Origin of the sequence: Bacillus sp. 7884-1, from assembly GCF_002272245.1 — a bacterium.
Lineage (GTDB): Bacteria > Bacillota > Bacilli > Bacillales > Cytobacillaceae > Neobacillus.
This window is the reverse complement of the sequence record NZ_NPDD01000124.1, coordinates 1-12,343: the sequence shown is the minus strand read 5'-3', so window position 1 is coordinate 12,343 and position 12,343 is coordinate 1. Positions and strand designations below refer to the sequence as shown.

Below are 12,343 nucleotides of genomic sequence, written 5' to 3'. Positions count from 1 at the left end.
AGGATAGTTGAATAAAAAACAATCATGCATAGTAGAAAACTACACAACAACTCAATAATCATAAATTGAGTTGTTTTTTTGTTGACATAAAACATACCCTAATGTTAGGATATATTTATCCTAATATTAGTATTAATTATTTCGAGATAACTAATATTAGGATAAAAAGGGAGGACTTTAATGGGTGTTTTATCAATTATTCTTCAAGTTCTATTAGGAATAGGATTCCTAATGTTTGGATTTATGAAGTTCGGTTCAAAGCAAATGGTGGATGAATTTCAGCGTTATGGGTACCCAGGAGGTTTTAGGATCGTTACAGGACTTGTTGAAGTTATTGCAGCGGTATTTGTTATCTCAGGTATTTGGAATGATCAAATAGCTGCGTGGGGTGGTTTATTGATTGTTGGAATAATGCTTGGTGCAATTTTCACACACATCAAAGTGAAAGATCCCGTAAACAGAATGATGATGCCGATTGTTTTATTAATTCTTGGATTAATTGTATTACTAATAAATTTTGGTTCATTGTTTTAAGCCTATTAACATATAGGAGGGATTAAATTGGAAATTAAGATTATTAAACCACAGGATCAGGCATTGGAGCAGTTTGATGGCGGTAAAATAATAGCACAAAAACCCATTGGCTTTTCTGGTGAAGGTTCAGTCATTAATCGTCTTGGCCCATTGTTTTACTGGGGATGGGGAAAATCTGAAGGCGAAGGTGGTATTGGCTTACATCCTCATCAGGGTTTTGAGATAATTAGCTACTTCATTAAGGGTAGAGGTCGTCACCAAGATACGCTTGGTACGATTAGCGAAGTAGGTCCTGGTGGTGTTCAAGTGATGCAAGCTGGCTCAGGTATGGATCATGCCGAAACTCTTCTCGAGCCGGCAGAAGCATTTCAAATTTGGTTTGAGCCGCATTTAAGCAAAGCTATAAAGCGAACACCCACTTACTCAAAATACGAGCATGAAAATTTCCTACTCACTTCAGAAAACGGTGTAATCGTTAAGACAATATTAGGTGAACATTCACCAATCAATCTCGTGACAGATGCCAAAATTTACGATGTAGAAATTGAAAATGGTGCAACCTATAAGTATGCTGTTTCACCTAACCGGACGCTAGCTGGTTTATCTATCAGGGGAAATGGTGGTGTGATTGGTGAATTAGAAGTTTCATTTGAGAATAAGGATTTCTTTATAATTCAGTCAGAGATAGGTGAAGGCTTTACCATTCAGCCTAAAGGTGAAGATCTTCGGATGCTGCTAATAGAGATTCCAACTGAAGTTGATTACCCTTTATACAGAAAACCAAGGTAGCCTTAATTTTTAAAGGAGGTTGGGTGATGCAAGATCAAAGTAATCTGGATTTGAGATTGTTTCGTGTTTGGATGAAGGCTTCTAAAGCTGTCGTTGAAAATATTCGGACGGATATTGAGAGTCATAAAATAAGTAATGAAAACTTTATAATTCTTGAATTGCTTTACAGTAAAGGTCCTCATCCTGTCCAAAAAATTAGTGAGATACTCTCTATTCCTAGTGGAAGTATCACATATGTGGTTGATAAGTTAGAAAAGAAAGGGCTTGTGGAAAGACAACCAAACCCTAATGATAGAAGGGCTTCTAATGTCGTCCTAACAGAAGAAGGAAGAGCACTATTTGACGAGATTTTCCCCAAACACGTTGCAACCATTTCTCAAAATTTATCATTTATCTCAAAGGATGAAAAAGAACTGCTAATTGATTTATTAAAACGAATTGGAATGGGTGCACAGAGTTTGGATAAATAAATTTAAAAAACGATACAGGAGGAAGAAACAATGACGAATGAGAAATTAAATATCGGAATTATTTTAGGTAGTACAAGGCAAGGGCGAGTTAGCCCGCAAGTGGGAGAATGGGTGAAAGGAGTTGCGGACAAACGTGGAGATGCAAACTATGAAATCGTAGATATTGCTGATTATCAATTACCATTTTTAGGAACAACGGATGGGACAGAACCAGGAATTCCAGCTTGGAACGAAAAACTGAACAGCTTGGATGGCTTTGTCTTTATCGTTCAGGAATATAATCACAGTATAACAGGAGCCTTAAAAAATGCACTAGATTTCGCTCGTGAGGCCTGGAATAACAAAGCGGCAGGTATCGTGAGTTATGGTTCCACTGGTGGTGCTCGTGCAGCTGAACATTTACGTGGCATCATGGGTGAATTAATGATTGCGGATGTCCGTGTACACCCTACATTGTCCTTATTTACCGACTTTGAAAACTATACTACATTTAAACCAGCTGACTTGCACCTTAATAATGTAAATGCAATGCTTGACCAAGTTTTTGCTTGGAGCGGGGCATTAAAAACCTTAAGAAAATAATCAATTATCATATTGAAATGTAATTCGAATATCAGATACTACTTAAAAGTAGTGTTTGATATTCGTTTTTTATTTACAGTGTCAGTTTACTCAATCAAAAGATTGACGATTGTACTTAAACAAACAGGTGCATTAATGATCTAAAAGGAGACTTCATATATAATATAAAACTTGTTTTATGGCCATTCTTTTATTATCCTGGCTTTCTTTATTCTTTTTAAACAACTCTGCTCGTCGTAGATATGCCTGTCGCCTTGTTTGCAACGGTGATAAATACAATAATGTACCAAGTTGCTTGGACGTTCGGTTGGTGGAAGTATAAAGAAACTCTTTTTTGTGGGATAAGGGAGCACAAACACATAATGTTAAATTGAATAGTTTAAAGTTATTGGAGCATTTCCCTGTAATGAGGTATGCTTTTTATCTTGTCTTCAAGGAAAAGGATAATCCTATAACAATAAGAATGTAATAAAAATCAGTAATATTGTTCGTTTATGGACAGGGCTTCTTATTTATAGAAGCGGGATCGATAGTTTTACAGGAAGGACGCTTCTAGTTCCGAGAATTTATAACCACAAGATTTAATAGCGCAGAACGTCTCGTTTCATGTACAGAAGCAGATTGAACCGGTATGGACTTCGAGTCTGCATGCGGGCTTCCATTGGCCATCCAAACCAAAAGGGATCACAGGTATACGCCAATGCCATCTACCCGTCCTTCTAAGCAGAAGAATAGACGGGGGTTCGACATTTACCAGATAATTAAAATGGATGAGATACATTTCAGTTTGTTGACGACTTATGACTGCAAGCTGTCCGAATAATCGTTAAACAAACAAGAACCGGGCTATGCCCGGTTTTTGTTTTAATTGACAAAATTTGCAGATTTCTTCAGATAGAATGGCGTGTCGCCGGGCCAAGTCGGAACTCCCTTCGACGTCTCGAAATATCGATCATCGTGATGGTCATCTGCCTCCTTTGGACGCGAGCGAACGGGTTGCGTTAGTCCCATTTGTTATCTGCTGTTGGTGAAGTAACCTTTTTTAAGAAAATGGAATAAGAATTGCACTTCGGATGAAATCTAACGGAAGGGTATCCATAAAAAACTTTCCGAATGGAGTGTTACTACTTATGAGCGGCATATATTGGTTTCGTTTGGCAATGATTTTGACCCTGCTCCTAGGATTGACGACCTACGGCACTAATGCCAATGCTAAAAGCGGGAATCCACAAGCAAATCCCCAAACATTCAAAACTAATCAAAAGAATCCTATAGACAAGAACGCCATTCGTCCGTTTCATTTGAATGTTCCGGAAGCGGAACTTATCGAATTGCGCAGACGCATAAACGCTACAAGATGGCCAGATCAGGAAACAGTTGCGGATACATCTCAAGGCGTGCAGCTCGCAACAATGAAGAAACTCGCACGCCATTGGGCGACCGATTACGATTGGCGCAAAGCTGAGGCAAAGCTCAACGCGCTACCGCAATTTATCACCAAGATAGATGGGCTGGACATTCATTTCGTCCACGTCCGTTCGCGCCATAAGAACGCGCTTCCGTTGATCATCACGCATGGTTGGCCAGGCTCGGTGCTTGAGCAGATCAAGCTCATCGGACCGCTGACCGATCCAACCGCGTATGGTGGGAACGCCGAAGACGCGTTCGACGTCGTCATCCCTTCAATGCCCGGCTACGGTTTCTCTGGTAAGCCGACGAGCACCGGATGGGGCCCCGAGCGCATTGGCCGAGCCTGGACAGAGCTTATGAAGCGCCTAGGCTACACCCGCTACGTTGCCCAGGGTGGCGACTGGGGTGCGATTATCGTTGACCAAATGGGTTTGCAGGCACCTCCGGGATTGCTCGCCATCCACACAAACATGCCTGCCACCGTCCCAGCTGATGTTTACAAGACTCTCCTGGCCGGTAGCCCAGCGCCATCGGGTCTCACAGCTGACGAACAGCGCGCTTATGAGCAACTGGTTAGAACTTTCAAGCAAATTGAATACGCTAGGTTTATGGGATCTCGCCCGCAAACCTTATACGGCATAGCGGATTCACCCGTCGGCCTCTCCGCCTGGCTTCTCGACCACAATGATGCCAATGGCCAGCCGGCGGCGACGATCGCCTCGGCCCTGAACCGGACGACGAGCGCCACTGGCGAACTGACGCGTGACGAGATTCTCGACAACATCACGCTTTATTGGCTGACGAACACGGGGGTCTCTGCGGCTCGGCTCTATTGGGAATATAAGGGTGGCTATTTCAACGCCAAGGGCGTCTCCATTCCGGTGGCCGTGAGCGTTTTTCCCGGCGAGCAATATCAAGCCCCGAGGAGCTGGACAGAGAAGGCCTACCCCAACCTCATATATTACAACAAGCTCGACAAAGGCGGCCACTTCGCGGCGTGGGAGGAACCAAAGCTTTTCACTGAAGAACTCCGCGCCGCATTCAAGTCACTACGCAAATCGGAGTCAGGTGGAATACGCTCACAGGTGACGTCCCACGTCGCACACCAACATCGATTTGAATCCGAGATTGGAGGAAGACAAAGGACAAATTACTGACGGCAGTTCTCGACGAACAAGGCGGATTGCAGAACTGGGCTAAAGCCACCAAGACCACTGCTCAAATGTCATCGGCGGGCCGCCAGGGGCTGGCCGGAGGTGTATTCGGAACAAACGGTCACGATCGATCCGCATCGTGAGCACATCACGTTTGCGCCATTCACCGCGCCAGACTGCATATCTGTGCTGGATGTCGGTCCCGAACGCGTGGCGATCACGACTCGGCTATTATTGCCCAACCTCCGAAAAAGTTCATTAAGGAGCACCTCCTGAATCATTTCAATTTGGGGGTTTTTGCACATCCCCCCGAAAAGGGGTAGAACCAGCAACCGTGACACGAAGCGCAACTTGCCCAATAAATTGAAAAATTTCTTGAGATGTCTAGGAGTAACCGTACATGCCCATAGAATAACAAGTACCCAGCGACGCCATCAAAGGGTCTTCCAAACAAACCGCAGCGCTTTCGTCAAAAAAAGATTATATATGTGGCGTTTGTGTAGCGGTACCATGATTAAAAGGAAGAGCACCAAGGGCGAGGTATATACGTGCTCGAACTATCCTGTCTGTAGGAATTTCCAAGCAATTTGATGTAGCACCTCAGGAAGGCCGTTGTCCTATAGGCGGAGTGAAAGTTATATATTAGCTAAACGGGAAACGTTAGTCGAATTAAACCAGCGGCAGTCTAAGACTTTATTTTTTAGGTCTAGATCGCCGCTGTTTCATTTATTGGGTCAATCTAAAACTGATTTTCCCAAGTCTGGTGATTTATATAAGAACTACGTAGAATCAACAACTCAAGACTAGAACTTTATTTTTAACGAACAAAATTGTCCCCATAAAAAATAGCGTTCCTAATAAAAAACTAATGTGGGATATAAAAAAATAGAGTATGAAGACTGAGGAGAATCTGAGTAAAATCAGAGTACCTTCGGTCTTTTTTTCTTTCCGTAAAAAGTGTGAAAAGAGCCTGGAAACAAAGCCAGAAAGGGCTTGAAGAGGAATAAAAGAGAGGAAGAAAAGGTGAGAGGATCTACCAGATCTCCTTTTTTGTATCGTAGAATGGTACAAAAGTTTTTTATCATTTTCCCTTCAAAGTCTGTACAAAAAGAAGAGAAATGCCTGATTATCATGGTACTTAATTTTTTCATACAATTTTTTCGACTATCCCTTAATCGCTTGGGACCAACGTCTGATGAAAAATAGGTTGAAGCTGAAATCGTAAGCTATTATTTTATGGGGACATCAGAACCAATTATGAATATGAGCATGGGTGAACGCTTAAAGTGTAAGTTAATGAAATATATTCTAGAAGACAAGGATGTGTTTATCCTAGATGAACCAACGAACCAACTGGACTTAGCTTCCTGTGAACAGCTTGAAAAAACGTTAGCTCATTACAACGATACTTTATTGGTTGTTTTTTTATAATATTAACAGCATTATGTCCCCAGAAATACTACATCCATTCTGTCCAGGGACTATCCCTAGCTTAATAATATTATTGAAAAAATAGGAAAAGATATATAGGTATTAGTGTTTTCTTTAGGGGGTCTGTTCAATGAAAGGGTTTAGGAAATGGGTGCGCATTAAACCTCCAAACATATCAGAGGATTATCATTCTGAAGATGAGGAGAACTCCAGGTTAACCTCGGATTTAGAACAAAATGAATTGATTTTTAAAAATATATTCCAAAACAGTTCCGATATCGTATTCCGTAAAGTTCGGCTGGCTGGCGAAAATCATTGGATTGTCATATACCTTGCAACTCTGGTTGATGAAATGATGATTGACGAACATATTTTGAAACCATTGATATCTAAACGTATACAACAAGAGGATTTGGAAAATGATAAAGCAGAAGCTCTGGATGATCAGTTTATCTCCGTAGGGACGACACTCATTTCATCCAAAGTAACTGACATTGTTAGTCATGTGTTGAATGGCCATGCTGTCGTTTTTACTATCGGGGACAGCAATGCGATGATGGTCAAGGTTAACAATAGTAAAGCACAGCGAACTCCTGAAGAGCCTTCTTCCGAACCGGTTATTCGCGGTCCCAGGGATGGATTTATCGAGAATATTTCAACAAATATGAATCTAATACGCAGAAGACTTAAAACATCCCGGCTAAAAATGGAATCCTTTAAGCTTGGGGAGCTTTCTCAAACTGAAGTAGTCCTTACTTATATCGATGGTATTGTTTCCGAATCTGTAGTTGAGGAAGTTCGAAAAAGGGTCACCCGGATTCAAATTGACGGGATCCTCGATTCAGGCTACATTGAAGAATTTATTGAGGATTCTCCTTTCTCCCCTTTTCCACTTGTACAAAGTACCGAACGTCCTGATGTTGTAGTTGCAGAGCTGTTGGATGGGAAAGTAGCCATTCTTGTCGATAACACCCCATTTGTATTAATTGTTCCCATGACATTTTGGACCGGAATGCAGGCAAGCGAGGATTACTATATGCACTGGACCATCGGAACTTTTGTGCGGTGGATTCGCTTCCTTTTCATAATCATCGCAATATTTGCGCCTCCTCTATATGTTGCCGTGACGACCTTCCATCAGGAAATGATTCCGACTAATCTCGTTCTGAGTATTGCCTCGTCGAGGGAGGCGGTTCCTTTCCCGGCCCTGCTCGAAGCCTTTTTAATGGAAATCATATTTGAGGCCTTGCGGGAAGCAGGGATTCGTTTACCCAAACAAATAGGTCAAGCGATAAGCATTGTAGGGGCATTGGTGATAGGACAAGCGGCTGTGCAGGCAGGAATTATATCCGCACCGGTCGTCATTATCGTATCAATCACTGGGATTGCAGGGTTTACGATTCCACGATATAGTTTTGCAAACGGAATCCGTTTACTGCGCTTTCCGATACTATTCTTGGCGGGTACGCTTGGACTTTATGGCATTGTACTTGGGTTTCTGGGCATCTTGTTACATGTCACATCCCTTCGTTCGTTCGGAGTGCCTTATTTTACTCCATTAGCCCCGGTTACAATTACGAATTTGAAGGATGTAATCATCCGGGCACCTATATGGGCTAAAACCCGTCGTCCACAGGCAACAGGATTTAACAACCTGGTCCGTGAACCGGCAGGTCAAAAGCCAAGTCCAAGCCAAGGGAAGCAGTCATCCGAGAACGATTAGGACTTGTCTGGGTGTCAAGAAAGGAGAAGGAACATCATAATGAAACCATTCCTATACATCGGCTTACTATTCACAGTATTGACCACAAGCGGTTGTTGGGATCGTAAGGAGATCAATGATCTTGCGTTTATTTCGGGTACGGCATTTGACTTAACGGATGATGGGAAATATATATTATCGCATCAGATTGCAATCCCCTCCACCGCTCAGGCGGGACTAGGGAGTGGAGGACAAGATAAGTTTTTCGTCACATCTGCTACTGGAAGGGATATCAGTGAAGCGTTTCAAAAGCTTCAGAAAAAAACTTCCCGTACGTTATTTACCTCACATCGAAGCGTTATTTATATAGGTGAATCGTTAGCCAAACATGGGATTCAAGATATTCTCGATGTTTACACCCACGATCCGCGTCAGCGGTTAAAAACCTATATCATGGTTGTTAAGGGAGGAGAAGGGCGGGAACTTCTGAACATTAAATACCCCTTCGAACAAGTGCCTAGCGAAGCAGTTAAGGAAATGGAAGGTTTAGGAAGCGGATTATCGGTTACGTTGCGAGACTTTTTTTTAGCGTCATCAAGTGAAGGTATTAGTCCCGTTTTAGGAGTCATAGAGCGTGACGCTTTATCAGAAGGAGGAAAAGAAAGCAAACTTTTTAAGCTGAGCGGTTCAGCCATTTTTAAGGATTTAAATTTAGTTGGTTTTCTAAACGAGAATGAAACAAATGGATTCCTTTGGGTTACAGATAGAATGAAGTATGGCATAATCAACGCCAGATTACCAGAAGATGATGGAACAGTGGGGATGATTCTGGTCAATGCAAACCGAAAAATTACCTCGGAGATAAGTGGTGATAAGATCAAATTCAAGATTAAGCTGCAAGGGGAAGGAACTCTCTGGGAAAATAATTCCCCGCTGGATGTCAGTCACCCGGAGAATCTTAAACTTGTACGGAAAGCATTCGAGAAATCAATCAAGAAACAAGTCATTGATGTGGTATCCAAAGTCCAGAAGCAGTACAAAGTAGATAGTGTGGGTTTCGGCCAAGAAATGTACCGTGATAAGCCGAAACAATGGAAAGCGTTGGAAGAACAATGGGATCATAAGTTTCCAGACGTAGACGTTTCGGTTGATGTTAAGCTAAATGTAAGTGGAACTGGGATGTCAGGTGCTCCTCTACAATTGAAAGAAAAGGAGATCAAAAAATGATCGTACAAATAGCGGGATATGTACTTTTATTAGTTGTATGGTCTTTTGTTAGAATACAATCCTTGCGGAGTAAGCAAAAAAACAAAGAAGCAGCAGTATACGGTTTTTTAATGGGTGTATCATCCATTATCGGTTCCTTATTAATTGCCGGGGTTGACATACCGAGCCCGGTTGTCCCTTACAAAATTATTTTTGAACCCATTGGAAAAATGCTTTTAATGCAGTGAATGGACCGCTTTTCTTTTTATTGTGTCTATTAGAAGAAGTGACAACGGAATGAGGCTTTGTGTGATAAAACCAGAGATCGGGTAAACGAAAGCAAGAAAAGCTTGAAGCTCTGCGCCATTTTTGAAAACAAAAACCGATCCAATGATGGACAAAAGTGCTATCGGAGCTACGATATCACGATAATTTCGGATGTTGAAAAGCTGGCTTATACTAAGACACAATATAAACAACGTTACCGAAACCTTCACAAAATTCCCCAACACCCACATCGCAACAGCGATGGCCTCCAGACGTTCTAATGAACCTTCAATACCAATATATTGCATGACACTTAAAACGGAATAGGTCAGTTTACCCGTTAATGGACCGAGGATCATAATCGAAAGTAATACAATGATAAATACAATAATGGAAATGCCTAAAAACGCAATCAGAGAGACCTTTCGTGCCTTTTTCGGCTGATTTAAATAAGGAAGGAGCCATCCCAATATAAACACTTGATTCATGAATGCTCCTGCTGGAATGACAGCTCCTTGCAATACCGGCAGTATTCCCTCACCTAAAAATGGCTTTAGTTGGACGGGATCTGCTTCCCCTATCGCCAGAATCAAGATCGGAATCAAAGAAACCAAGATCAATGGTGTAATAAACTCATTACATCTTCCAATGACCTCAATTCCCATAAAAACGGCTAGACCGCATAGGATCATTAACGTCAGACTTCCTACTATGGCTGGGCTTTTTGGTAATAGAAGCGTTTTAATAAAAAAGGTATGCTGTATGGTCATAACCGAAATAGACGTAAACCAAAAATAAATGAAATAAAACCCCAAACATTTTCCTAACCATTTTCCGATGATTTTTGAACTGTATTGTACAATCGACAAACCCGGATAACGATTGGCGAGTGTAGTCAACGCCCACAGAGTTAATAAACCTGTTGTAGTAGAAGGAACCAGGGATATCCAAGCATTCTGTTTTGCAAACATCACCATCCATCCTGGAATGGTTAAGATGATGGTGGAAACGATAAAAGTAAAAAGTAATAAGCCGAGCTGAGTTCCCGTGATTTTTTCTGTTGTCTGCATTTTTACCCACTTTCTCCTTAACTTACATTGTTTGTTCCAAGTATTGACTTATCACTATACACTTATACGATTAAAGGGAGATTTAGGATTTTCTTTTGAGGTAAAGCATACATTCCTCGTCTAATGAAACTATTGGTAGTCCCTGCAAGTTCCATCGGTTCACTGTTAATTTCATAGAAGATCGTTTTACTTTAAATATGACTAAATTCACATCCGACTGACTTGACTATAGAGTCGTGAGAAGACGACAAAAGACAGAGGTAGAGATTAGACAACTTTGAGAAGGTTCGTTCTTGAAATACGTAACTTAGTATTTTTACAGATAACAAGGATATTATTGCAACAGGGAGCATCCTGCTTTTACTAACAGTCATTGTTGAGCCGGGACCGTTAGCTGTCATGCATGTTGAACCATCCTGTTCACAGGATGTAATGTCATTTTAGATGGAAAGTTTAAAGATTTATAGATTTAAGAATAGGGAAAGTTTTAAATGGGAAACTACTATTAATAATGAAGTGAATATGATTCTTAAAATTTAGAGAACCCTTACTCTCTCTTTAGAAAAACTTTAAAAATAGCAGCTATAATAAAGTCAACGCTTAAGCGAAAAGAACAGCGTCACCAACTACTTTTAAAATTTGGAGGAGAAATAAGATGATTACAATAGATTCATGGTATATTTTGCTTCCAGCATTCATTCTCTTTTTACTATCTCTTTTCATTGGGACTAGAAAAAAGAACTATCGAGCGGGACAATATTTTCTATTAATAACACTTGCTATATACCTTTTAGCAGTGATTCATTTAGTATTCTTTCCGATAGAGGTTTATTTAGGAGAATATAAATCGACGCAACCATTGTTGCAAGAGATTTTACAAGAAATTAATTTTATTCCTATCTTAACAATTGACATTCCAAGTTTTGTATTAAACGTAATTATGTTGATACCTTTTGGTATGTATTTACCGTTACTAAATGGTAAGGTGGATTCAGCAAAAAAAGCAGCAAAGTACGGTTACTTCCTAAGTTTATCAATTGAAGTATTACAGTTAATAATCGAAGTCACATTGGGAAGCGGCAGAATCGCAGATATTAATGACATTATTGCAAATACGCTTGGGGCTGCAGTTGGATTTTTAATAATAAAGAAATTGGTAAAAATAAAACCATTCAAGGTTTTGGTTTCTAAATTTTCATTAGCAAAATCTGCATAAATCCCCTATCCAGGGGATTTATGCTTGAATCCGCACTTGGTTTAGGGGGGGTATTTTGAGTAAGTCAATACTTGTTGTCGATGATGATAAAGAAATTGCGGAGTTGATTGAAGTTTACCTTCATAATGAAGGCTATACCATCAATAAAGCACAAGATGGAGTTCAAGCACTTAATTTTTTGGAAAAGAATCAAGTGGATCTCATTGTTTTAGATGTTATGATGCCAAAAATGGATGGTTTAGAATTTTGTAAACAAGTTCGCAAAGGGAATCAAGTGCCTATTCTGATGGTGAGCGCAAAAGTACAAGATATGGATAAAATTATTGGATTAATGTCAGGTGCCGATGATTATATGAGTAAGCCTTTCAACCCGTTGGAATTAACGGCAAGAGTGAAAGCATTACTCAGAAGAGCCAGTTACCAGCAGCCTGCAGTGGAGAATGACCGAATTCAAATTTCTTCACTAGAAATTGACAAACATAGTCATGAAGTAACTGCAAACGGAAGAGAAA

General features: G+C 40.7%; 11 protein-coding genes and 1 pseudogene. 11 read left to right on the top strand and 1 reads right to left on the bottom strand.

The genetic code is table 11. From position 1 onward, the window contains the following. Positions 1 to 180: 180 nt before the first annotated feature. The 9 genes and pseudogenes from CHI06_RS15025 (at position 181) to CHI06_RS14985 (ending at position 9,526) form a co-directional block, all read left to right on the top strand. Positions 181 to 534: a DoxX family protein gene (locus tag CHI06_RS15025; protein WP_095249415.1), complete on the top strand. Its 354-nt coding sequence runs from the start codon at positions 181 to 183 to the stop codon at positions 532 to 534. Between the two features lie 27 nt (positions 535 to 561). Continuing rightward, the gene (locus CHI06_RS15020) at positions 562 to 1,323 is read left to right on the top strand and encodes a pirin family protein (protein WP_095249413.1); all 762 of its coding nucleotides are present in this window, start codon (positions 562 to 564) and stop codon (positions 1,321 to 1,323) included. Positions 1,324 to 1,346: 23 nt separating this feature from the next. Then, entirely contained in the window at positions 1,347 to 1,793 is a 447-nt protein-coding gene (locus CHI06_RS15015; protein ID WP_095249411.1) for a MarR family winged helix-turn-helix transcriptional regulator, read from the top strand. A 30-nt stretch (positions 1,794 to 1,823) separates the two neighbouring features. Next, entirely contained in the window at positions 1,824 to 2,375 is a 552-nt protein-coding gene (locus tag CHI06_RS15010) for an NADPH-dependent FMN reductase (protein WP_095249409.1), read from the top strand. 1,130 nt (positions 2,376 to 3,505) lie between these two features. Next, positions 3,506 to 4,942, top strand: coding sequence for an epoxide hydrolase family protein (locus tag CHI06_RS15005; RefSeq protein WP_218833102.1), 1,437 nt, complete (start codon positions 3,506 to 3,508; stop codon positions 4,940 to 4,942). Between the two features lie 1,242 nt (positions 4,943 to 6,184). Then, positions 6,185 to 6,361: pseudogene (locus CHI06_RS15000) on the top strand (ATP-binding cassette domain-containing protein); the annotation flags it as partial. A 139-nt stretch (positions 6,362 to 6,500) separates the two neighbouring features. Then, positions 6,501 to 8,093: a spore germination protein gene (locus tag CHI06_RS14995; RefSeq protein ID WP_095249406.1), complete on the top strand. Its 1,593-nt coding sequence runs from the start codon at positions 6,501 to 6,503 to the stop codon at positions 8,091 to 8,093. A 39-nt stretch (positions 8,094 to 8,132) separates the two neighbouring features. Further along, positions 8,133 to 9,299, top strand: coding sequence for a Ger(x)C family spore germination protein (locus CHI06_RS14990; protein WP_095249405.1), 1,167 nt, complete (start codon positions 8,133 to 8,135; stop codon positions 9,297 to 9,299). After that, the gene (locus CHI06_RS14985; protein ID WP_095249403.1) at positions 9,296 to 9,526 is read left to right on the top strand and encodes a hypothetical protein; all 231 of its coding nucleotides are present in this window, start codon (positions 9,296 to 9,298) and stop codon (positions 9,524 to 9,526) included. The genes CHI06_RS14990 and CHI06_RS14985 overlap by 4 nt, the downstream gene beginning before the upstream one ends. Here CHI06_RS14985 and CHI06_RS14980 read toward each other — a convergent pair. Continuing rightward, on the bottom strand, positions 9,515 to 10,615 hold the full coding sequence (locus CHI06_RS14980; protein ID WP_095249401.1) for a GerAB/ArcD/ProY family transporter: 1,101 nt from the start codon (positions 10,613 to 10,615) through the stop codon (positions 9,515 to 9,517). The genes CHI06_RS14985 and CHI06_RS14980 overlap by 12 nt on opposite strands. Before the next feature lie 655 nt (positions 10,616 to 11,270). Between CHI06_RS14980 and CHI06_RS14975 the strand changes: the two genes are divergently transcribed. Next, complete coding sequence (locus tag CHI06_RS14975; RefSeq protein ID WP_095249399.1) at positions 11,271 to 11,831, top strand: VanZ family protein; 561 nt, start codon at positions 11,271 to 11,273, stop codon at positions 11,829 to 11,831. Positions 11,832 to 11,886: 55 nt separating this feature from the next. Next, positions 11,887 to 12,343: response regulator transcription factor (locus CHI06_RS14970; RefSeq protein WP_142300962.1), on the top strand; the 457-nt coding region annotated here is incomplete at its 3' end.

What these genes read in the sequence shown, in the direction of transcription:
- CHI06_RS15010 (WP_095249409.1), top strand. Translation starts at nt 1,824, where the DNA reads ATGACGAATGAGAAATTAAATATCGGAATTATTTTAGGTAGTACAAGG.
- CHI06_RS14975 (WP_095249399.1), top strand. Translation starts at nt 11,271, where the DNA reads ATGATTACAATAGATTCATGGTATATTTTGCTTCCAGCATTCATTCTC.
- CHI06_RS14985 (WP_095249403.1), top strand. Translation starts at nt 9,296, where the DNA reads ATGATCGTACAAATAGCGGGATATGTACTTTTATTAGTTGTATGGTCT.
- CHI06_RS14990 (WP_095249405.1), top strand. Translation starts at nt 8,133, where the DNA reads ATGAAACCATTCCTATACATCGGCTTACTATTCACAGTATTGACCACA.
- CHI06_RS14995 (WP_095249406.1), top strand. Translation starts at nt 6,501, where the DNA reads ATGAAAGGGTTTAGGAAATGGGTGCGCATTAAACCTCCAAACATATCA.
- CHI06_RS15025 (WP_095249415.1), top strand. Translation starts at nt 181, where the DNA reads ATGGGTGTTTTATCAATTATTCTTCAAGTTCTATTAGGAATAGGATTC.
- CHI06_RS14980 (WP_095249401.1), bottom strand. Translation starts at nt 10,615, where the DNA reads ATGCAGACAACAGAAAAAATCACGGGAACTCAGCTCGGCTTATTACTT.
- CHI06_RS15005 (WP_218833102.1), top strand. Translation starts at nt 3,506, where the DNA reads ATGAGCGGCATATATTGGTTTCGTTTGGCAATGATTTTGACCCTGCTC.